This is a genomic window from Candidatus Cyanaurora vandensis (assembly GCF_013285555.1).
Classification (GTDB): domain Bacteria; phylum Cyanobacteriota; class Cyanobacteriia; order Gloeobacterales; family Anthocerotibacteraceae; genus Cyanaurora; species Cyanaurora vandensis.
Genome location: NZ_JAAXLT010000092.1, coordinates 64789 through 87235 on the forward strand (window position 1 = coordinate 64789; position 22447 = coordinate 87235).

The following is a 22447-nucleotide window of genomic DNA, read 5'->3' on the forward strand; positions in this document are numbered from 1 at the left end:
ATACTGGACTTTGTACAGAGGGGCTGCCATGACCGATACCGTTCGCAGGTCAAAAGTCGAGCGCGTCAAAGAAGAGAGTAACTACTTGCGCGGCACCCTAGTCCAGGATTTGGCGGCGGACACCGACCACTTTAATGAGGCGAGTATCCAGCTTTTAAAGTTTCATGGCATTTACCAACAGACCGACCGGGATCAGGCCAAGGAACGTAAGCAACAGGGCCTCGAACCCGCTTACTCAATGATGGTTCGGACTAAAAATACCGGGGGTGCGGTCTCGCCAGAGTTTTATCTCGCCGTGGACCAGTTAGCCGATGAGCTAGGAAGTGGGACGATTCGGACGACGACGCGACAGGCTTTTCAGTTACACGGGATTTTGAAGGGGGATTTGAAGCCCTTTATGCAACATATTCACGCGGTCTTGGGGACGACCCTGGCGGCCTGTGGCGATGTGGAACGCAATATCATGGCTCCCCCCGCGCCCTTGACCCAGGTTAACTATCAGTTAGTTCAAGACTATGCCCAACAGTTATCCGACGCGCTAGCCCCCCGCACCGGGGCCTATTACGAGGTCTGGCTCGATGGTGAGCAAGTCCACCGCGAGACTACCCTCGACCACGAACCCCTCTATGGGCCGACCTATTTACCCCGCAAGTTTAAGACTGCCATCACGGTACCGGGGGATAACTCGGTGGACCTGTGGAGTAATGACCTGGGTTTTGTGTTGTTGACCGATGAGAACCAGCAAGTCCTCGGTTTCAACGTTGTGGTCGGCGGCGGGATGGGCATGACCCATAACAGTGAAGATACGTTTCCGCGCTTGGCAGACCCCCTGGGCTTTGTCCTACCCGAGGACCTAATCCCCGTCGCCCAAGCCGTGGTGCTGGTGCAACGAGATTACGGCAACCGACTCAACCGCAAACACGCTCGTCTCAAATACACGATCCATGAGCGGGGCCTAGATTGGTTTCGGACCCAAGTGGAGGAACGACTCGGGAAAGCTCTTTTACCGTGGCGAGAGTTACCTGCTTGGACCTATCAGGATTACCTCGGCTGGCATGAGCAGGGGGACGGGAAATGGTTCCTCGGGGTCTCGATTGCTAACGGGCGGATCAAGGATGAAGGGGAGTTTCGGTTGAAATCGGCCTTGGCCCAACTGGTCCGGGACCTGGGGCTCGCGCTCAGGATCACACCCCAACAAAATCTCCTGTTGATTGATATTGGCCCAGAACAGATGCCGAAAATTGACCGGGTACTGACCGAACATGGTGTCCGCCCGGTCCAAGCTATCGCCAACACCGAGCGTTACAGTATGGCCTGTCCAGCTTTGCCGACCTGTAGTCTGGCTTTGACTGAAGCTGAGCGGTACTTGCCGACGCTGGTGGACCAACTAGGTTTGCAGTTACAGGAATTGGGATTGGAAGACGAGCAGATCGCCATTCGCATGACGGGTTGTCCGAATGGCTGCGCCCGTCCGTACCTAGGCGAAATTGGTTTGGTCGGCTCGGCGGCTGACCGCTACCATCTTTTCTTGGCGGGCAACCTGGAGTCCACACGCCTCAACCAGTTGTTTCTAGAGCGGGTCCACCGCGACGAGCTACCAGGGATCTTGCAGTCTTTATTCGTCCATTTCAAGACCGAACGGCTCTTGAAGGAGCCGTTCGGGGATTATTGTTTGCGGGTCGGTCTGCCCTACTTAGAGACCTTAATTCCTCGTCCCTCGGTTGGGCTCACTTGACGGTGTAACTGGTCGTACTGGCAGTAACAGTCGCCGGGTTTACGACTCGGACGAGTCCGGTGGGCGTACCGGGCGCGACGGTGCAGGTGATTTGGGTATCTGAAGCTACCGTGAATCCTGTCGTTGCAATAAAGCCCACGGTCACCGCCGTGGCTCCGGTAAACCCTGTGCCCATAATCGTCATCGTCGTCCCCACCGGACCCCGAGCCGGTGTGAAACTTGCGATCTTGGGCACCGCATGAACGGTGAAGACCGCGCTCGTCACACTCCCGGCTGGATTCGTCACCGTGATTGGACCCGTAGTTGCTCCCGTGGGAACGCCTGCCTTTACTGAAGTCCCAGAGACCACCGTGAAAGTAGCCGGGGTTCCATTAAACGTCACCCCGGTTGTGCTTCCTAAACTCGTGCCCGTCAAGGTAACAACCGTTCCCGGTATGCCCTGACTGGTGCTCAAGCTGGTTAGCATGGGCGGCTGAATCACCGTGAAGTTAGTCGTACTCACAGCATTGACGGCGGGATTACTCACCCGCACTGCACCCGTGGTCGTACCCACTGCAACCGTAGCGATAATCTGAGTGTCGGAGACCACGGTAAAAGCTGTGGCTTCCACCAGACCCACGCCGACTGCCGTGACTCCGGTGAAACCCGTCCCGGTAATCGTGAGGCTCGTTGCCACCTGACCCGTCTCGGGGGTAAAGCTCGTCACCACGGGTTGGGGGTAGACGGCAAAATTAGCACTGGTCACACTCCCCGCCGGGTTGGTCAGGGTAATCGGACCCGTGGTTGCGCCTTCGGGAACGACTGCTTTGACGGTTGTGCCTGAAACTACCGTGAAAGTAGCAGGGATTCCATTAAAGGACACGCCGGTCGTGGTTCCCAAACTCGTCCCCTTAATCGTCACCTCCATCCCGACCGTCGCATTGGCTGGACTGAAACTCGTTAGTAGCAATGGTTGGATGATGATGAATTCAGCCGTGGTGCTAGCGGTTCCAGCAGGATTAGTGACACGCACCGTCCCGCTGGTGGTGTCCGCTGCAACTACAGCAGTAAGCTGCGTGTCGGAATCCACGGTGAAACTCGCGGCATCGGTCATCCCAAAGCGCACCCGGCTGGTGCTGGTGAAGCCTGTGCCGGTCATCGTAACTACCGTCCCGACCGGACCCGAGCTCGGGGAGAAAGCCGTCACGGTGGGCATCGGGTAGACTGTGAAGCTCTCGGCACTGGTCATGTTCCCGGCGGGGTTGGTCAGAGTAATCGGGCCAGTGGTTGCACCCACGGGCACCACAGCTTTGACCGTAGTTCCTGAAACCACGGTGAAAGTAGTAGGTATACCGTTGAAGGACACACCAGTAGTGGTTCCCAAGCTAGTTCCAGTGAGCGTTACAGTCATCCCCGCCGGACCTGCTGTCGGGCTCAAATTGAAGGTGGGCGGCTGGATGAGGACAAAGCTATTCGTACTTGCTCCCGTAGCGGCCGGATTGGTTACACGAATCAACCCCGTGGGCGTATCTTCCGCCACCGTGACCGTAATCTGGGCGTCTGAGTCTACGGTGAAAGCCGCTTCGGCAAAACCCACCGTTACACTCGTCGTCCCGGTCAAGCCCGTCCCCGCAATGGTCAACTGCGTTCCCACCGGACCCGTCTCAGGGGAGAAACTCGTCACCACAGGTTGGGGGTAAACAGCAAAATCACCACTGGTCACACTCCCCGCCGGGTTGGTTAAGGTAACCGGGCCGGTGGTCGCGCCTTCGGGTACGACCGCCCTGACTAAATTTTCAGCAGCCACGGTGAAAGAGCTAGACACTCCGTTAAACACAATCGCTGTTGTTCCCGTTAGATTGGCTCCCTCGATCGTTACGACCGTGCCGACTATACCGACTAGAGGACTGAAGCCTGTGAGGGTGGGCGATACGATAATCGTGAATTCAGTGGCACTGGTGGCGGTGAGACCCAGGGGACCTGTCACGCGCACCAAACCGCTCGGTGTGTCAGAAGCGACCGTGGCAACAATTTGCGTATCACTTTCAATTTGAAAATCCCTAACCTCTATCCAACCGATACTGACTTTTGTAGCTCCGCTGAAGCCTGTGCCGGTGAGGGTGATGACCGTATCCACGGGTCCTAGGGCTGGGCTAAAATCCGCTAGGGCGGGTAAGACGACGAAACCCAAGTCGGTGTAGGCAGTCCCAGCCGCCGTACTGATCGCGAGGGTTCCGGTATTCGACCCAGAAGTAATTACAGCCGTCAGTTGGGTATCTGAATCTACGGTGAAAGGTACGGCGATCCCGTTGAAAGCTACGGCGGTCGTCTCCGCGAAACCCGTCCCCGCAATAACTACAGCCGTACCCACCGGACCACTGACTGGGTTTAGTTCCGTTGCCACCGGGCTGACCCGCAAGTCTAGGCCCGTGGCGAAGGCACCACTCTTACGGGTGTGGAGACTGACTGGACCCGTATTGTCTACTGAAGTTACTAAAGCTGTGAGTTGGCTGTCTGAGACTACGGTGAAAGGAACCTCTAGACCATTCATTAGGACGCGCTGGGTACTGGCTAATTCGGTGCCTGTCAGCACAATAGTCGTGCCCACGGGTGCAGCGCGCGGGGTGATGTCCGTCACTGACCCTTGAACTAAGGGCGCGTCTTCAAAGCAGGCCCAAGTCCTCGCAGAGGCGAAGCGATTATCGTAAGTGATCCCCGTATGAGGGCGTGTTAGTGTCCGTGTCAAGGTGACCCAGTTGTTGTTAAGTACAGTCTCACTGGTGGACGGGGGTAGCCAGAGCGCATCATAGTTAATTGCAATCCCGTCGTAGAAGGTATCATTCATATGGACAAGGCCACGCATCAAAGACGTGGGTGTAGCGAAAGGGGTCTCAATCCAAGGCGGAGATAAAGTCTGGTCTCCTGAAATTCGGTAGTCCGCTGGGGCGGCTAAGTAGCAGATTTGTTGAACCCGAAAATCCTGGGCCATCGTACCGGCATTGCCACCCCCTTCACTGTGACCACCCAAGCGCATCTGAGACCAATCCACTGTTGGACCAGCTAGCGCGGCTGGGAAAGGAAAATCGGTAGACGAGTTCGCTTTCAGGAAAACAAGTAGCGCGTCCAGACGGTACATAACACTATTGAAGCTGTCTACACTGACGACCGTGGAAGTATCCTCACCATAAATAATCTCGTGATGGGCTAAACCGTAACAGTTGTGGATAGCATCCTGGGCTTCACAAAGATTGCCGATTGTACCACCATTACTGTTAGCGTAGGCAAGGGTGATTGCCAGGTAACCACTTGTCATTGCCTCTTGCATGAGTTCTGTGACTTGAAAAGTGCCAGCATTGGTAGCGTAAGGTATGCCTCCGGCACCCATCAAATACAAGAAAGTTCCTTTTATAGTAGTTGGATTGTGAGGAATAGCTACGATGTGATAACCAAAACCCTTACTGGTTCCGCCCGTATCTTTGATCTGCGGGTCTGTTAAACTGGGTTGAATTGCACAGAGAATGCCCTGGGTAAGGATTTTTTGCTGGAAGGTATTAGCCGGACAGACGGCCTCTTGGGCCAAAACAGGAGTTTGAAAACTGCATAACCAACAACAGCCCCAAATGACCCAAAGGCCAATCAACTGCTTCATGCTTTCCATTGCTGTGCTCCGTCTAATGCAAATGAGGGGGGTCATTTGCTAAGTAAATGTGATTCTTGAAAAAGAATAACTCAGTTGTAAAGATTTGCGAATCCGTAAATCTGTCGGTAAGCATAAATGTCCATAAATGAAATCTTTATATTTTTGAACTGCGGATTATGCCGATACTCCTAGCTAGATCTTGTTTTTTATCTATTCAAAAATTTACTCGTGTAAATACGTGGAATTACTAGGAAGTTAGGCTTCCATGACTGTAAATACACAGATAAACGAAGACTATGGTCCCTGCTGATTGAATAACTAAAATGTCTCTCTCCATGAAAAATTTCAGCGGAGAGAGACATTGTTTACCCTTTACTTGACTGTGAAACTAGTACTACTGACCCCAGCGGCGGCTGGGTTGTAGACCCGGACTAGACCCGTGGGCGTACCGACGGCAACGGTAGCGGTGACTTGTGTATCCGAGTTCACCGTGAAGCTCGCTGCGTCGTCATAGCCAAATGACACTTGGTCTGCCCCCGTGAAACCACTGCCAGTGATCGTCACCACGGTTCCCACCGGTCCACTCGTCGGGGTGAAGCTCGTGACCACCGGCAGCGGATAGACTCCGAAACTCGGGAGGGTCGCGTTCCCACCGGGGTTGGTGAGGACAACAGGTCCGGTGGTAGCTCCCACGGGCACCACCGCCTTGACCCGAGTTGAGGAGTTGATGGTGAAAGTAGCAGATACCCCGTTGAAGGTCACCCGAGTGGTGGTCCCCAGGTTGGTCCCCGCTAGCGTCACGGTGTCTCCAACCAAACCAGCGGTGGGATTAACGCTCGTTAAGGTCGGCGGATCGATCACGGTAAACTCCTCAGCACTGACAGCAGTACCCACGGGATTGCTAACGCGGATGGAACCAGTATTGGTGTCGTCGGCAACTGTAGCCGTGATTTTGGTGTTGGAGTTGACGGTGAAGCTACGGACGGCGTTGCGGGCAAAGGTCACCCCAGTCGTCCCATTGAAGCCCGAGCCGGTAATCGTCACTACGGTCCCCACTGGACCCGTGGTGGGTGAGAACTCACTGATGACCGGGACGGCATAGACCCCGAAACTCATGGTGCTGGTGACACTCCCGGCGGGGTTGGTGAGTGTGATCGTTCCGGTAGTCGCACCCACGGGCACCACAGCTTGGACTTGAGTACCAGAGGTAATCGTGAAGGTGGCGGTGACCCCATTGAAGGTTACCCGAGTCGTGGTCCCCAACTCGGCCCCATTGAGCTTGACCGTTGTCCCCACGATCCCCACCAGCGGGCTGAAGCTATTGAGGACCGGCGGCTGGATGACCGTAAAGCTATCGGCACTCGTCCCCGTGGTCACAGGATTGGTCACTCGGATTAGCCCCTGGTCTATCCCTGGGGAAATTGTTGCCGTGATGCGCGTATCCGAGTTCACCTGGAACGAGGACACCGCCTCATAGCCCACGCTCACATCGGTAGCCCCGGTGAACCCTGAACCGGTAATCGTCATTTGCGTCCCCACCGGACCCGTGGTCGGGGTGAAACTGGTCACGACGGGTTTGGGATAGACCTGGAAGTTGGTGGTACTGGTCGCGCTCCCAGCGGCGTTAATCACGGTAATCCGTCCGGTCGTCGCCCCAGTCGGGACCGTCATCCCAATGGATGTGCTAGAGCGTACATCAAAACTCGTCGGTGCCCCATTGAGTAGGACCTGGGTTGTACCCACAAAATCGCTTCCTTTTACCGTCACCACCGTCCCGACTAACCCGGCGGCTGGCGAGAAGCTAGTGATTTTGGGCGCAGTGATGACGGTGAATTTCTCGACACTCGCCGTCGCAATCCCGACGGGAATCGTCACCCGCACAAATCCAGCGGGGGTTTCCGGGGCGACGGTCGCGGTAATCCTGGTGTCGGAATTAATCGTGAAGCTACTGACATCCACTAGCCCCACCGAAACTTTGATGGCTTCGGTAAAGCCCGTACCCGTAAGGGTGATGACGGTGCCTACGGGTCCAGAGTCAGGGGTGAAACCAGTTAGGGCCGCGAGGACCTTGAATTTCAAGTTGGTCTCGGCTGTCCCGGCGGCGGTAGTGACACTGAGCGTCCCGGTATTCGTCCCGGAAGTAATCCGCGCCGTGAGTTGGCTATCGGAGACCACAGTGAAGGGCACAGCTACCCCGTTGAACCGTACGCCTGTCGTCCCCATGAAGCCGGTGCCGGTAATGGTCGTGATCGTCCCCACAGGTCCGGTGGTCGGCGTGAGACTGGTCACGACGGGACTGACGGTAAAGCTGAGATCCGTGCTAACCATCCCGCCTTGACGGGTGTAGACGCTCACGAGACCCGTGTTCTCCAGGGTTTCCACCGTGGCGGTGAGTTGGGTATTGGAGTTAATGATAAAAGGGACCTCTAGTCCGTTGAAATAAACATGGCGGGTACTCTCCAGATTAGTCCCGGTGATAGTGACCTGAGCACCCAGGGGAGCGGCTCGAGGACTGACTTGCAGCACTTTGGCTAGGACAAGGGGGGCATCTTCAAAACAAGCCCAAGTCCGTGCATAGGAGAACTGTTCCTCCGTGACCACAGCCCCATGCGGGTTGCTGACCGCCTGGGTGAGGGCGACCCAACTATTGTTGGGAGCAGTCTCATTAGTGGATTGGATCATCCCCAGGGTGTCGTAGTTGACGGCAATCCCCGCGTAGTAGTCATCGTTTACGTGAACCACGCCACGCATCAGTGAAGTGGGGGTGATGAAGATATCTTCGATCCAGGCAACGGAAGAGACCGAGTTCCTCGACTCCAGATAGTCCGCAGGTGAGGCGAAATAGCAAAGCTGTTGGACCCTGAGGTCTTGGGCAATCGTCCCGGCGTTCCCGCCACCTTGGCTGTGACCCCCGAGGCGCATTTGGGGCCAGTTGATTTCTGGTCCGCTAAGGGCTGCCGGAAAAGCAAAGGTTGTAGGTAGATTGGCTTTTAGAAAATCATGCAGCGCATCCAGTCGGTACATCACGCTGTTGGGCTCATCCACGCTCACCACCGTCGAGACATCTTCGCCATAGATAATCTCTTGGTGGGCATACCCCGTGCAGTTGCGAGTACCGGGTTGGGCTGCACACAGGTCGCCGATGGTACCGCCATTGCCATTGGCATAGGCCAGTACAATCGCCAGATAGCCCTTGGCGACAGCTTCTTGTATCACGTTCTTAGCTTGGTAATCCTGATTGTCCGGGTCGTAGGGCGTACCGCCCGTGCCGAGGAGATACAAAAAAGTACCCTTACTGTTAGTGTTAGGAATCGCGACGACGTGGTAGCCGAAACCACCATTAAACTCGCCTTGGTCATCAATACGTGAATCGGTCAAACTAGGCTGAATCACACACATGATACCGCCCTCAATCTCTTGATGGTCAGTGGTTTGAGCGGGGCAGACCGCAGTTTGAGCTAAAACCGCTGTGACGCTCCATAACCATCCAACCAGCCCCAACGCTAGAACTGAAAGGGTTTTCTTGAAAATCTGCTTTGTTGTATTCACGTCACCCCGCTTACAGCAAGAAGAGTTTTTGCTGTCTGAATGTATGTGAGAATACCCCGATTTCAAATAATCTAAATCCGTATATCTGGTGACAGAAACTAACTTCCATAATTGAATAATCAATATTTTTGAAGTGTGGATTATACGGACAATTCTGATTGAATTTTGCATTTAAGCCCCAGCTAAATCTCTGGGCAAAAACACTTGTATCTTTAAAAAACTACTCCCAACGCAATTGTAAATATACGCAAAATATTTTTGTGAAATGGTGGTAACTACTGGTAGTAGGCAGCATTGCGTTCCTTGCCCCTGGGAACATGACCGTCAAGGTATAGTAGATCAGCTTAAACATGACCATGACTGACACAACCCCGACCTCGACCCTGGCGGAGATCCGCGCCGGACGTATTGGCAAATTAGACCTGATGGCGAGCTTGGGCTTACCCCGCTACCCTCATAACTTTGCCCAAACTCACCATGCCCAACCTCTACAAGCAGCTTATGCCGACCTAGGTAATGGCACCGAAGCGGCGGATGAAGTCCGGGTGGCGGGCCGGGTAATGGCACGGCGGGTGATGGGCGGAGCAGCGTTCTTTCAGTTACAGGACGGCTCTGGGCTGATCCAGCTTTACTTTGACAAAAAACGGATTACCGCTGCCATGGGTGGCGAAGCGTTCAAACTGCTGGATAAACTCACTGATAGTGGGGATATCCTAGGCGTGGTCGGGACGATGTTTCGCACCCAAAAAGGTGAACTCTCGGTATACGTGACTCACTACGAGATTTTAACCAAGTCGCTGTTACCCCTGCCGGATAAATATAAAGGTTTGACGGATATCGAGAAACGGTATCGCCAACGGTACGTAGATCTGATGGTCAACCCGGAAGTCCGTGAAACCTTCAAGAAGCGTGCCCTCACGGTGCGGACGATGCGTAATTTCTTGGATGCCAGTGATTTCTTGGAGATTGAGACCCCGGTCCTCCATACCCAGGCGGGGGGAGCCGCCGCCAAACCCTTCACCACCCACCACAAAGCCTTGGACCTCGACCTCTATTTACGGATTGCGACGGAACTACATCTGAAACGGTTGGTAGTCGGGGGCTTCGAGCGGGTCTATGAGATTGGGCGCATCTTCCGCAATGAGGGGCTATCTACTCGCCATAACCCTGAATTCACCAGCCTGGAGTTGTACCAAGCCTATGCCGATTATTTCGACATGATGGACTTGACAGAAGCTCTGGTCCGTACCTGTGCTGAGGTCGTCTGTGGCACCACGGCCCTCAGCTATCAGGGACAGGCCATTGACTTGGGGCAACCCTTTCGCCGCGCCACCATGCACGCGTTGGTCCAGGAAGTGACCGGGGTAGATTTCAACAACCTGACGGCTCCCCAGGCTTACGAGCAGGCCGCACAATTGGCGATACGGGTTAAACCGGGTTTGAGTTTGGGGGAGTTGCTGGTGGTTTTCTTTGAAGAAACCGTCGAGACCACCCTCATCCAACCGACGTTTGTCATGGATTTCCCGATTGAGAACTCTCCGCTGGCAAAAAAACACCGCACCCAACCCGGTTTGGTCGAGCGTTTTGAACTCTATATCGCCGGACGGGAGACCGCCAATAGTTTCACCGAACTCAACGATCCCCTAGACCAACGTGCCCGTTTCGAGGAGCAGGCCCGCAAACGTCAGGCCGGAGATGAAGAAGCCCACGCGGTAGACGAGGATTTTTTGACCGCCATCGAGTACGGTCTGCCGCCTACGGGCGGGATGGGGTTGGGGATTGACCGCTTGGTGATGCTCTTAACCGACAGCCCCAGCATCCGGGATGTGATCGCTTTCCCGACCCTGCGCCCCGAATGAACCCGTTCCCCAAGAAACGCTACGCTCAGTACTGGCTCAGGGACCAAGGCGTATTACGACAGATTGTCGAGAGTGCCGAGATCCAGCCCGATGAAACCGTTCTTGAGATTGGTCCGGGGACTGGGAACCTGACGGAGCTTCTATTACAGGCCGCCAAGGGCGTAGCGGCGATTGAGCTAGACCAGACGCTTGCCCCCATCCTCGCTAAACGCTTTGCCCATCAGCCACTTCAAGTCCATTTCGGGGATGTCCTGACTGAACCTCTGCCCGCCCACTGCCCAGTGGTGGTGGCGAACATCCCCTACTACATTACCGGGCTCATCCTCGAAAAACTCCTGGGCAGCCCAGCCCAGCCCAACCATCAGTTTCGCCGGGTCGTCCTCTTAGTCCAAAAAGAGATCGGCGAACGCTTGGTCGCCCCGCCCAGCACCCCCGGCTACAACGGGCTGAGCGTAGCGATGCAGTACCTCGCCCGGGTGGAATTGGTGGCGGTAGTTCCGGCCCGCGCCTTCCAGCCCCAACCGAAAGTAGACTCCGCCATCATCTCTCTTACTCCCCACCAATTCAGCCCCGCCGCCACAGACCCCCAGCTATTCCACCGACTTTTGAAACAAGGGTTTGGGCAACGCCGCAAAATGCTCAAAAACAACCTCAAGCCCTGGCGTGACCCCGCAGCCGTCGCCCGATTGTTAACGGACCTTCAGGAACGCCCCGACAGCCGCGCCGAGATGTTGTCTGTCGCCCAGTGGGTCCGTTTTGCGAATCAGTGGGTGAGTGTCCCTTAAACTGGAGGGAGCTTGTGGAGTTGACTCAATGGATGAACTCAGTCCTATTTTGCGTGCCTTGACCGACCACCCTTTGTCTTTTGCCAGGGGCTTCCTCTCGGGACTTTTTCGCCTGAGTGCCAATGAGGAGCCCGTCAAGGATTGGTTAGTGGAACAGATGAAAGGGGGACAGGCGCGACCGTCAGAACCCAGCCACAACGGGGACAGTAATGGACGCGGACCACAGCGGATTGCGATTGACTAGACGGGCCTTGGTGGTGGGGCTCGGCGGATTGGTTGTTGCTCCTGTCTGGGCTGAGACGGGTTGGTTGGACCGTTACCAACTGGCCCTTGCTGCCCTCAAAGCTCCGTCCACCCTGCAGTTCACCCAGCAAGCGGTCTTGAGCGGTTGGCAAGAAGGGGACATGCAGCTAAGTTTTCGGACCAGCCCCGGCACTTGGCAAGCGCGGATTACCGAACTAGACCGCCAACGCACTCTGGACCGTACCCAGCTTGACCCGGTTTTTTATAAAAGTCGGCTGGCTATCTACAATGCCTACGTGACCCGTCCCCAACGGCTGGCCCCGGAAGCTGTTTTTCCCCTCATGCCTACCACTGAAAAAATCCGTACCGCCCGGGCTGAGACTTGGGCGGGGCAGCCCGTCAACTATCTCGCTTTTGCTGGGGGGGTGCCAATCCGGGAACTTTGGCTGGACCCGGTACGGTTTTTGCCCCGCCGGATTCATTGGGTAGATAGCGGTTCCTATGGCACAGCGGAGATTTTCATGGACCTGGGACCCGTGGGGGAGTATTGGTTGCCCGTAGCCTCGCTGGTCAAAATACAGCTTAATTTTTGGGTACCTCAGGGCTTTAGTGCCCGAACTTTTAAGGGTCCTTTGACGATTCAGACCACCTACCGGGATTACCAGTTCCGTGACCAGCCGCCGACCTCTGTGCCCGTGGAGCCTGAACCGCTTGCCCAACCCACTACCCGTGCCGCTCTACTTGCGGAGGAATCCGTCCCAGTTCCCATCGTGGTCCGGCCCACACCGAGTACCCCTTTTAATCTCCAGGCGAGCACTACCACAAGTTCCTCGGTGATTGCTGACCGGATTGCGGCTTTTAATCTGAGTAAACCCGAAGTAACTGACCCCTATACCCATCTCAATATCCTGCTCACCCTGGCCTGGGGAGACCAACGCTGGCAGACTTACTTGTTTCGGTTCCAGACGAAAACCCCCCTTTTACCCAGAGAATCGGTCTCTAGTGAGAACAAAAGCTTCCCGATCCTGGGCGGGAACTGACCACTATGACGACCCTCAGAACCGAACGCCTACTCCTGCGTCAATTTCAGGAATCAGACCTAGTTGGCCTACGCCATGGACAAAAGTATAACCAGTATGCAGGACTTATTTAAACGCCTCAATAACACAGGGATTGAAGTGGATATCTCCACCTTTTCTAAAGCATCTAAACATAGAAGCAACGCTGACTTTATTAAAATCTATGAGAAAGTTCTTCAACAAGTCAAGCGTAGTAAAGCCCTAGACGCTTACCCTATCTATCCGATTGACTCCACCACCATTACCTTAACCAGCAAATTGCTCTGAGCCTTGGGCTATTATCCAGTTATTCGTGGTGAGGGTGGCCTCAAAATACTTTGGGCTAAGACAGTATCTTGATGGAGATAAGTGATTCAAGCTAGGTAGGATCACCCACAATACCCATCTGTACAAAATGCTTCGGGTTTTTAAGGATGCTCAGGAACATTCTTTGTTTGTTAGGTAAACTTCAGTTCAGTAGTATGATTTCAGCACTACCCACGAATTAAGAAAATTATGAAATTTAACCCCAGCAGTTGACACCCTTGTCTCTGGTAGTTAATATCTAAATGTCAACCCCAGTTTTGAAGCTCCACCCATTGCAAGTCAACACAGTTGTGACCCAATAAACTGCAACGATGGAGGCTCTGCGAAACACTGTGCTAATTACATCCACAGCCCAGGAAAATCAGTCTTCCTATAGACCGGAAATTGATGGAATAAGAGCATTGGCAGTGACTGCGGTCATAATTAACCACTTCAACAAAGATCTTCTGCCAAGCGGCTATCTAGGCGTAGACATCTTTTTCGTTATTTCTGGATTTGTTATTACTTCTTCGCTAGCAGGTCGTCCTAGCGGTAACCTCCGCGACTTTCTGGTAGGTTTTTACGCCAGACGAATTAAACGTTTAGTACCAGCTTTAATACTATTCGTACTCGTTACTAGTTTTTTCATCTGTCTCTTTAATCCTAGTCCAGTTGTCTCGCTAAATACGGGCATCGCCGCTCTATTTGGTTTTGCCAATCTTCATCTATTGAGAGATTCCACAGATTACTTTGCCGCCGCCACAGAACTAAATACTTTCACTCATACTTGGTCTCTAGGCGTGGAAGAACAATTCTACTTCCTGTTCCCCTTGTTGGTTTGGTTGACTGGCTTTGGTCGTCTGACTACAAAAGGACCTAGAAATCTATTCTGGGTGATGGTGACACTATCCCTCGCTTCCTTGATTAGTTTTGTCTACCTCTACCAGACTAACCAACCGGCGGCTTACTTTTTGATGCCGACCCGTCTGTGGGAATTGGGGGCTGGATGCTTATTATTTTTGAGTTTAAAGCATTCGGATAGGTTTTCTCGTGCGCTTGAGAACATACCACCTTTGATAGTCACAGGTGCTGTTATTGTAATTTTATTTATGACCTTCCAGTTTGCAGTGCAAGCAACCGTTGCTGTGGTAGTACTTACGGTGGTTTTGCTGACCTGCCTTCGCTCAGGAACGGCTGGCTATGACTTATTCACTCACCCACAGGTAGTTTATGTCGGTCAGGTTTCTTACTCACTATATCTCTGGCATTGGGGTGTCCTGTCTCTCAGTCGTTGGACTATTGGTATTCACTGGTGGTCTGTGCCATTTCAGATTGCCCTCATGCTGTTACTATCGCTTATTTCCTATCGGTATGTAGAGCTACCTCTGCGCCGTGCGGATTGGTCTACTGTCCCTTGGCAGTCCATCGGCTATGGACTAGGTGCGATTGTCAGTACAGCCATAGTGCTTATCGGTCTTACTAGACCGTTCAAAAAGTATCTCTTCTTGGGAGATTATCCATATCGGCATCTCATTACCAGATCCAGAAATACTGATAGTAATGGGGGTACTAGAACTCATGCTCAGAACAGCAGAGATAAGACACCTTACACAGGCGCAGCCTGCCATCTAGATTTTAAGGGTCTAGATTTTGAGGGTTGGTCTGCTTTCCCCTTGCCCGTTAATGATTGCCGAATAGCGAATGGTAAGCAGACATTTTTCTTCGTCGGTAATTCTCATACCGACCACTTTCGTACCATGCACTATCTCCTCGCCTCAAGACAGGACGTCAGCGTAGACGGGATAACAACTTCAAATTGCACATTCCCCGCTCAGCAGACGAACAGAGACTGTGGAGATGTCCAAATAAGACAAGAGCTCCGCGTTCTAAAAGATATGAAGAGGGGTGATGTCATAGTAATTGCCAACAGGTATGCTATCGCCATCAACAACAAACTCAATGCTCCGTCCAAGACCTGGATTGAAGAAGTAAATACAGCCGAAGATTTGCTCCGTTTTGCCAGAAAAGTGAAGGAGCGGGGCGGGAGCGTTGTGTTGATCGCTCCTACGCCAGAGTTCCCGGTTAGCTTGGAAGAATGTATTCCCGATTGGTATAGACCCGAATTCACATCGCTAGCTAATTGTCGTCAATCCCGGTCTGAACTTAAGAGAAGTAGGGAAGATGCTCACAAAATAATATCTCAAATTTCACCAGAAATAGTCATTTACGACCCCTCAAATGTACTCTGTGATAAAGGCGAATGCTCAATACTTGATCAGTATAAGAAACCCCTGTATGTTGACCGGCACCACTTGACCGACTATGCGAATACTGAGTATATCTACAAGGATTTTGTTGCCTTTCTTCATGATCACAGCTTGTTTGTTTATGTTACGCAAGCGGCAGGAAAAAGAGTTGAAGGCGATCTACGGGAATAGTTAGGACGTCATAGCTTAACTCGACACTTTGCCCCCTATCGTGACTAGCCAAGCCCTAACCCCGCTATATCATAAAAAAATGTGTGGACGCTTCATTTTTACGGCTGACCGGGCGGACTTGGTACTGGCCCTAGCGGGGTTACGTATCGAAGAACTACTGCACCCTCGCTACAACATTGCCCCGACCCAACCCGTCCCCACGGTCCTCAATGACGGTCAACGGACGCTGACCCAGACGCGCTGGGGCTTGATTCCGTCTTGGACCAAAGATCCAAGTATTGGTAATCGGCTTATCAATGCACGGGCTGAGACGCTAGCAGAGAAGCCTTCCTTTCGAGCACCCCTGAAGCGGCAACGTTGTCTCATCTGGGCGACTGGCTTCTACGAATGGCAAAAAATGGGTAAGGGTAAGCAGCCGATGTTGTTTCAACTCACCAGTAAGAAACCCTTTGCCTTTGCCGGTTTGTGGGACCGCTGGGAGGGAGCCGACGGGGATGAGGTCATCACCAGTACCATCATCACGACGGAGGCCAACGGTCTCGTTGCCCCGGTACATGAGCGGATGCCCGTCATCCTGGCCCCCGAGCACTATGAATCGTGGCTGACCCCAGGGGAGCAACGGGTAGAGCCCCTACTTGCGGTCCTAGGTCCCTACCCGGCGGACCAAATGCTGAGCTACCCGGTTTCAACTCAAGTCAACAGCCCTGCCGTGGATGGTCCAGTGTGTATTGAACCGGTGATATAAAAGTAGAAAAGTATATGTTTAATTAACCGGCCTACTTAGTTTGACATTTACTACAACACAGAGTCACCACCATGAGTTACCCGCAGCTTGGTCCAGATGAGGGCAAGCGCATCTATATCTTCAAGTACGAAGACGGCTTACCCCCATGGTCAGACGCAAGAAGGCTACATCAAAACTCACTACTAAAGAAGTGATTATTTTTGGTACCAAGCCTTGCGCCAAGTCTTCATTTGGGCGATTTCCTTTTGTTGCGCGGTAATGATATCTTTAGCCAGCTTTTGAATCTCAGGCCGCTTGGATTTCTTGAGCGCGTCTTGGGCCATGACCATTGCTCCTTCATGATGCTCAATCATGGCGTTCATAAAGCGCAGGTCGTACTCCTTGTCCGCCGGACCGAGGTTTTGCATCATCCCCATGTCCGACATCGGTTTGTCCATCTTCATCGTCTCGTCTTGCTTCATCATTTGGGCCACACTCCTAGGGGCACCAAGATAAATTCCACCCAGGATCAGACCACTGGCGAGGACGAAAGCGGTCAGGAATTTGCGGTTGAGTTGTAGGTTCATGAGGTGCTCCGAGAGTAAGGTTTTGAGAAGGGATTTTCAACGCTTAAACGTGTAGCGGGCATTGAGTTTTTTCCCACCGATGGTGGTGAGGGCCACCACTTTGTATACGCCTTTTACGGTCAGTGGGAGGTCACCGACGTAGCTCGCCTCTTGGACGTTGTACTTGAGAGCGAGGGCGGTTTTTAGCCCGTCTGGGGACAGGATTTGGAGCTTGACCCCGGCGTTGGTCACTTTTTTGTCCTGGGGGTCAAGGATGTACAGGTGTAGGTGTGTGGCCTGGGCTGTGGGTTCCGCCACAAACTCAAGGTGGTGCGCTTGCACTTCGACGGTCTGTCCGCCATATTCTGGTTTACCACCGTAGGCCAAGCCTGGGGCGGTCAAGATGACCGTCAGGGTGAGGACATGGAACATTGTGCGGATGAACATGGACACTCCATTTGTGAATTACTCTTGGTCAACCAGCATCCCTTCCATCCCCATCGCCCGTAGCTCTTGCTCAGAGAGGGCCGGAGGTCGGCGGGAACCAAAACGGTCAAACAGGGCCGGGATGACCACCAGGGTCAAGGCGGTGGAGGTAAAGAGTCCACCAAAGACGACCACTGCCAAGGGTTGCAGGATCTCCTTACCCGCCCCGGCCCCGACCATCAGGGGCACCATCGCGAGGGCGGCGGTGAGGGCGGTCATCAGCACTGGGGAGAGCCGTTCAATCGAGCCCTCGACCAAGGCTTTCTCGAAGGGCTCGCCCGCTGCCATGCGCTGGTAATAGGTCGTGACCAGGATGATCCCGTTCCGGTTGGCGACCCCGAAGAGCGTGATAAAACCGACCAAGGAGGCCACCGACAACACCCCGCCCCCCAGCCAGACCGCAATAATGCCGCCAATCAAAGCCAGGGGTAGGTTAGCCAGGATCAAAAGCGTCGAGCGCACCGAATGCACGGCCTGATAGAGAAGCACCGCGACCCCGATGAGCGCGAGGGCACTAAACAGCAGCAACTCCTGGGTAGCTCGCTCTTGAGCTTCAAATTGACCGCCGTACTGAATGAAGTAGCCCGTCGGCAGGTCCACTTGGGCGGAGATTTTCTGACGGGCTTCGGCAATAAGTGAACCGATATCGCGACCACTGGCATTGGCGGCGATGACAATCCGCCGTGAAACGTTCTGGCGGTTAATCGTGTTCGGTCCCTTGTCTTGGACCAAAGTTGCTACCTGGGCGAGCGGGATTTTTTGACCGATGGGGGTGTCAATGAGCAAGTTGCCAATCTGCTCCGGCTGCAGCCGGGCCTCAGGAGCCAGCCAGACAACCAAATCAAAGAGGCGTTGGTCCTTGAGTACCTGGGAGACCGCCCGTCCGTTGAGGGCTGTCTCAATGGTTTCGGCTAACTCACCCACGCTCAGGCCATAGCGGGCAGCCTGTTCTCGATTGAAGCGCACCGAGAGTTGAGCGACGGGGACCTGGGGTTCCACCTGGAGGTCTACCACACCAGGAATCGTACCCATGACCTGATTGATTTCTTGAGCCTTGTTTCTAAGTAAGTCTAGGTCTGGGCCGAATAACTTGATGGCAATGGCTGAGCGGGTCCCCGAAAGTACCTCATCAATCCGGTGGGAGATGAAGCCGCCGACGTTGGCAACCACACCGGGGTAACGGGCAAACTCAGCGCGGATGATCTCAAGGACCCGCCCACGGTCAGGCGCATCGGCGGCAATCTGGACATCCAACTCCCCAAAGTTGACCCCCCCTGCATCGTCATCGCCCACGGCCCGCCCCGCCCGGAACTGAGCCGTCTCAATCTCGGGATATTTCAAGAGAGCCTTCTCAATCGCTATACCCACCTGCTGCGTGGATTGGAGGGAGGCCCCCGGTAATTGGGTGACGGCAATGATTAAGTTGCGCTCCTGAAATTCGGGCAGGAAGGTTTTACCGAGACCGGGCACCAGGGTCAGCGAGGCTACCAGAGCCAAGACTGAACCGACCAGGATGGTGTTGGGGTGGCGGAGTGCGAAAAGTAGTATTGGGCGGTAGCGTTCCTTGAGGGTACGGACAGTCCAGGTCTCATCTTCAGGAAGCTGTCGGTTCGCCAGTAGTAGGTAACACAGGGCGGGTGTGACGGTCAGCGCGACGACCAGCGAAGCCAGAATCGCCAGGATATAGGCCAGACCCAGGGGCGTGAAGATGCGGCCCTCGACTCCAGAGAGCACAAAGATGGGCGCGATGACAATACAGAGGATCAAGGTTGCAAAAACCACCGAGCCCCGGATCTGGATGGAGCCTTGGAAAATGACTTTCAGGGGCGGGTCTGGGTCGGCGCGGAGTTGGTTTTCGCGCAGGCGGCGGTAGACATTTTCAGCGTCAATGATGGCATCGTCAATCACCTCCCCGAGAGCAATGGCGAGTCCGCCCAAGGTCATGGTGTTGAGGCCAATCCCGGCGGCATTCAAGACCAATAGACCCAGGGCAATGGAGAGGGGCAGGGCCGACAGGGTGATGACCATGGTGCGCCAATTACCCAAAAACAACACCAAGATGACCGCAACGATAATCGCGCCATCGCGGAGGGCCTCAAATACATTACTGACGGACTTCTCGATGAAATCTTCTTGGCGAAAAGTGGTCGTGACTTGGACATCCTTAGGAAGCGTAGGGCGAATCTCCGCCATCGCCGCCTCCACGGCGCGGGTTACGGTCGGGGTATCGGTTTGGGGTTGGCGGGTGACGGTGATAATGACTGCCTCCTGCCCATTGAGGGAACCATCCCCGCGCTTGATCCCGCTACCAGTTTGAATCCGGGCAACATCTTTTAGCCGTACAGGGACACCAGCCCGCACACTGACCACAGAGTTCCCGAGGTCTACTAGAGAGGAAGTACGACCCACGCCCCGGATGAGGAATTCCTGGTCCGTCGTGACTAGAAATCCCCCCGGCGCGTTCACATTGGCCTGACGGACGGCCTCAGTGACCCAGGTGAGGCTGACATCAAACTGTTTGAGGCGAGCTGGTTCAAGCAAGACCTGATACTGAAGCTCCCCGCCACCAATCACTAGGACTCGTGTCACGCCAGGGATAGCGAGTAGGCGGTTGCGAATTTGCCAGTTAGCAAGAGTCGCAAGGTCCAAAATTTGGGTGGGCTTAGTCGTCTGTACCTTGGGGTCAAGGGTCAGCGCGTACTTGATGACATCCCCAATCGGGGAGCTAATGGGCGAGAGTAGGGGCGGGCTTACGCCCTGGGGTAGGCGTGATGCGACCTGCTGGACCCGTTCGGTGATCAGTTGACGGGCGCGAAAGACTTCCGTGTTCCAATCGAAGACGACGGTGACGACCGATAGACCAATCGCCGAACTGGAGCGGATATCGGTCAGTCCAGGCGTACCATTAAGCGCACTTTCTAAGGGCAACGTGACTAGAGATTCGACTTCTTCCGGGGCCAGTCCGGGAGCCTCCGTCTGGATGACAACTTGGGTCGGCGCGAAGTCTGGGAAGACATCGAGCGGCATCCGCAGAATAGTTACGGCTCCTACCACCAAAACAGCCACAGAAGTGAGCACCACTAACCAACGCTGAGTCAGCGACCAAAGGATGAGGCGGTTAAGCATCCTTCTTGCTCTCGACGCGGTCAAAGTAGGCCGGACTGAGCGGTTGATTCACGACCCCACGGCGGGCTACCCCGATCCCGGCCAGGAAAGTGACGGTGGAGAAGCCGAGGGCTCCGAGGAGCCAGACCCAGTTCGGGAGTGTATTGATGGCAGCTTCCGTAGCTGGTTTATCTGTCGCCTGACTGGAAGCACCTTCCTCGGTAGGGACATCTCCTCTTAGAGACTGTGCCCGCAGTTGAAAAGCCCGCTCCGTGACAACTTGGTCGCCCGGGAAGACCCCATCCGTGACGGCCACGAGCTTGCCGCTGACTTGACCAAGCTGAACCTCCGTCGGCACAAAAGCATCCCCATTTTGGACATAGACAATTTTTTTGCCGTCCACATCAAGGACAGCTGAGCGGGGGATAACAGTTACAGGTTGGGCAGTACGGCCCGTCACTAGCCGCAGGGTGGCAAACATCTGGGGCTTGAGTAGACGCTCTGGATTAGCCAACACCACCCGCACGGCTAGGGTCCGGGTCTCGGCGTTCACGGTGGGGTCTAGGCTTGTGACTTGTCCCCGGAAGACCTTACCGGGATAGCTCTCGGTGACGACTTCGACGGCTTGCCCAGCACGGACCCGTCCTAGATCTTTTTCGTAGACTTGGGCGACCGCCCACACGGGGTTGAGGTTGACTATCTCAAAAAGAATTTTTCCGGGCTCGACCGCCTCACCGACACTCACCTCCTGATGGGTCGCCACGCCAGCAAAGGGAGCCAAAAGAGCGACTTGACCATCAGCGCGGGCTCGTCCCAATTGTGCCAACCGGGTCGCAAGCAGTGCCCCACTGAGTTTTACTAAGGAACGCGCTGCTACCAAATCCCCTTGGGCCTGTTGTAGTTCAGCCTGGGCCACTTGGAAATCCTTGCGGGGCGAAATCTTGAGGTCCACCAACTCCCGCTCCCGCTCATAGGTGCGCTGGGCGAGGTTGACGCGAGACTGAGCCTGGGTGACCTGGACTTGGGCTTGCGTCCGGGTGCGTTCAGCCTCCACCGCCAACTCCCGGATCTCTGGGCTATCGAGGACGAGCAGCGTCTGACCTTTTTGGACCACTTGCCCTGGTTGGATCTGTACCTTGAGTACCCGCCCGGTAACTGGCGCACTAATCTGGGCGGACTGGCTGGGTACGGCTTGGATCTGACCATTGACCTGGAGACTAGTGCTCAGAGATTGCTCCCCCGCTGGTGCAGTTTTAATTCCCAAAGCTTGTTGTACATCGGGAGCTACCTTCACCTGCCCGACCGTGGGGGCGGCAGCGGCCTCTTTGAAAGCGTCGTTATGCCCGCCGTGTGCCCAGGTTGGTTCTCCTGAACCTAGCAGCAGGAGCATGACCACGGCTTGTTTGAGCTTCATCATGCGCTCCTTAAACTACAGAAGGGCACAGCGATGGACTCACGCTGGGGCTTTGTAGTATATGCAAAATATAGCATTTGTTTTTCACTGCCTGAGAACTATCTATGATGAAATTACTCAATATTCTCTGCTGGAATTTCATGCAACCCATGGACCCATACATTGACAATATGGCCCTGCGCTCGCACCGACCCGGACTCAAGAAGCTCCTCGGCGACCAGGAAGCGGAGATCATGGAGCAGGTGTGGGCACTCGGCGGGCCGGTCTTGGCGCGACAGATCCATGAGCGGATGCCCAGCGGGGAGCGGCTTGCGTACTCGACTGTAGTCTGCACCATGGGACGACTGGTGACTAAACGACTGCTGCGAGTCATTGATGACACCACCAAGCCCTACCGCTACCTGCCTACTATTTCGCAACAAGACTTTATCAATCAGGCGGTGGAGCGGGTGATTTGCGCTCTGATTGAGGACTTCCCTGGGGCAGTCTCGGCAGTGGTGGAGCGCGAGGGTCTGCATACCCCTGGTCTAGTCGAGGCGGTACTCGACCTCAAGGAGTAA

13 protein-coding genes and 2 pseudogenes are annotated in these 22447 nt (G+C 54.5%); 9 read left to right on the plus strand and 6 right to left on the minus strand.

Features of this window, described 5'->3' with window-relative positions:
• Positions 1-28: 28 nt before the first annotated feature.
• Complete coding sequence (locus tag HFM78_RS06140; protein ID WP_287128545.1) at positions 29-1735, plus strand: NADPH-dependent assimilatory sulfite reductase hemoprotein subunit; 1707 nt, start codon at positions 29-31, stop codon at positions 1733-1735.
• Here HFM78_RS06140 and HFM78_RS06145 read toward each other — a convergent pair.
• Both HFM78_RS06145 and HFM78_RS06150 read right to left on the minus strand, forming a co-directional pair.
• Positions 1728-5372 (minus strand): BPSS1187 family protein, encoded by a 3645-nt coding sequence (locus HFM78_RS06145; RefSeq protein ID WP_287128546.1) that lies wholly within the window; start codon positions 5370-5372, stop codon positions 1728-1730. The genes HFM78_RS06140 and HFM78_RS06145 overlap by 8 nt on opposite strands.
• Before the next feature lie 354 nt (positions 5373-5726).
• Positions 5727-8903 (minus strand): BPSS1187 family protein, encoded by a 3177-nt coding sequence (locus HFM78_RS06150; protein ID WP_287128547.1) that lies wholly within the window; start codon positions 8901-8903, stop codon positions 5727-5729.
• Positions 8904-9259: 356 nt separating this feature from the next.
• Here HFM78_RS06150 and lysS point away from each other — a divergent pair, with 356 nt between their 5' ends.
• The 7 genes and pseudogenes from lysS to HFM78_RS06180 all read left to right on the plus strand — a co-directional run bounded on the left by lysS (position 9260) and on the right by HFM78_RS06180 (position 16337).
• Complete coding sequence (gene lysS, locus HFM78_RS06155) at positions 9260-10762, plus strand: lysine--tRNA ligase (RefSeq protein WP_287128548.1); 1503 nt, start codon at positions 9260-9262, stop codon at positions 10760-10762.
• Positions 10759-11547, plus strand: coding sequence for a 16S rRNA (adenine(1518)-N(6)/adenine(1519)-N(6))-dimethyltransferase RsmA (gene rsmA / locus HFM78_RS06160; protein ID WP_287128549.1), 789 nt, complete (start codon positions 10759-10761; stop codon positions 11545-11547). The genes lysS and rsmA overlap by 4 nt, the downstream gene beginning before the upstream one ends.
• Before the next feature lie 28 nt (positions 11548-11575).
• A complete protein-coding gene (locus HFM78_RS06165; protein ID WP_287128550.1) occupies positions 11576-11791 on the plus strand; it encodes a hypothetical protein in 216 nt (71 codons plus the stop codon).
• Positions 11757-12830, plus strand: coding sequence for a hypothetical protein (locus HFM78_RS06170; protein WP_287128551.1), 1074 nt, complete (start codon positions 11757-11759; stop codon positions 12828-12830). The genes HFM78_RS06165 and HFM78_RS06170 overlap by 35 nt, the downstream gene beginning before the upstream one ends.
• Positions 12831-12893: 63 nt before the next feature.
• Positions 12894-13017 (plus strand): annotated as a pseudogene (locus tag HFM78_RS16190) (IS4 family transposase); the annotation flags it as partial.
• A gap of 469 nt (positions 13018-13486) precedes the next feature.
• A complete protein-coding gene (locus tag HFM78_RS06175) occupies positions 13487-15592 on the plus strand; it encodes an acyltransferase family protein (protein WP_287128552.1) in 2106 nt (701 codons plus the stop codon).
• A 79-nt stretch (positions 15593-15671) separates the two neighbouring features.
• Complete coding sequence (locus tag HFM78_RS06180) at positions 15672-16337, plus strand: SOS response-associated peptidase (RefSeq protein ID WP_287128553.1); 666 nt, start codon at positions 15672-15674, stop codon at positions 16335-16337.
• A 194-nt stretch (positions 16338-16531) separates the two neighbouring features.
• Here the strand turns inward: HFM78_RS06180 and HFM78_RS06185 are convergent.
• The 4 genes and pseudogenes from HFM78_RS06185 to HFM78_RS06200 all read right to left on the minus strand — a co-directional run.
• Positions 16532-16819, minus strand: a pseudogene (locus HFM78_RS06185) (DUF305 domain-containing protein); the annotation flags it as partial.
• 120 nt (positions 16820-16939) lie between these two features.
• Entirely contained in the window at positions 16940-17329 is a 390-nt protein-coding gene (locus HFM78_RS06190; RefSeq protein WP_287128555.1) for a hypothetical protein, read from the minus strand.
• A gap of 18 nt (positions 17330-17347) precedes the next feature.
• A complete protein-coding gene (locus HFM78_RS06195; RefSeq protein WP_287128556.1) occupies positions 17348-20494 on the minus strand; it encodes an efflux RND transporter permease subunit in 3147 nt (1048 codons plus the stop codon).
• Positions 20487-21890 (minus strand): efflux RND transporter periplasmic adaptor subunit, encoded by a 1404-nt coding sequence (locus HFM78_RS06200; protein WP_287128557.1) that lies wholly within the window; start codon positions 21888-21890, stop codon positions 20487-20489. Before HFM78_RS06200 ends, HFM78_RS06195 begins: the two co-directional genes overlap by 8 nt.
• Positions 21891-21991: 101 nt before the next feature.
• On the opposite strand from HFM78_RS06200, the gene HFM78_RS06205 reads away from it, so the two are divergent.
• Complete coding sequence (locus HFM78_RS06205; protein WP_287128558.1) at positions 21992-22447, plus strand: BlaI/MecI/CopY family transcriptional regulator; 456 nt, start codon at positions 21992-21994, stop codon at positions 22445-22447.

What these genes read in the sequence shown, in the direction of transcription:
- HFM78_RS06205 (WP_287128558.1), top strand. Translation starts at nt 21,992, where the DNA reads ATGATGAAATTACTCAATATTCTCTGCTGGAATTTCATGCAACCCATG.
- HFM78_RS06175 (WP_287128552.1), top strand. Translation starts at nt 13,487, where the DNA reads ATGGAGGCTCTGCGAAACACTGTGCTAATTACATCCACAGCCCAGGAA.
- HFM78_RS06200 (WP_287128557.1), bottom strand. Translation starts at nt 21,890, where the DNA reads ATGATGAAGCTCAAACAAGCCGTGGTCATGCTCCTGCTGCTAGGTTCA.
- HFM78_RS06170 (WP_287128551.1), top strand. Translation starts at nt 11,757, where the DNA reads ATGGACGCGGACCACAGCGGATTGCGATTGACTAGACGGGCCTTGGTG.
- HFM78_RS06140 (WP_287128545.1), top strand. Translation starts at nt 29, where the DNA reads ATGACCGATACCGTTCGCAGGTCAAAAGTCGAGCGCGTCAAAGAAGAG.
- HFM78_RS06145 (WP_287128546.1), bottom strand. Translation starts at nt 5,372, where the DNA reads ATGGAAAGCATGAAGCAGTTGATTGGCCTTTGGGTCATTTGGGGCTGT.
- HFM78_RS06180 (WP_287128553.1), top strand. Translation starts at nt 15,672, where the DNA reads ATGTGTGGACGCTTCATTTTTACGGCTGACCGGGCGGACTTGGTACTG.
- rsmA (WP_287128549.1), top strand. Translation starts at nt 10,759, where the DNA reads ATGAACCCGTTCCCCAAGAAACGCTACGCTCAGTACTGGCTCAGGGAC.
- HFM78_RS06190 (WP_287128555.1), bottom strand. Translation starts at nt 17,329, where the DNA reads ATGTTCATCCGCACAATGTTCCATGTCCTCACCCTGACGGTCATCTTG.
- HFM78_RS06165 (WP_287128550.1), top strand. Translation starts at nt 11,576, where the DNA reads ATGGATGAACTCAGTCCTATTTTGCGTGCCTTGACCGACCACCCTTTG.
- HFM78_RS06195 (WP_287128556.1), bottom strand. Translation starts at nt 20,494, where the DNA reads ATGCTTAACCGCCTCATCCTTTGGTCGCTGACTCAGCGTTGGTTAGTG.
- lysS (WP_287128548.1), top strand. Translation starts at nt 9,260, where the DNA reads ATGACTGACACAACCCCGACCTCGACCCTGGCGGAGATCCGCGCCGGA.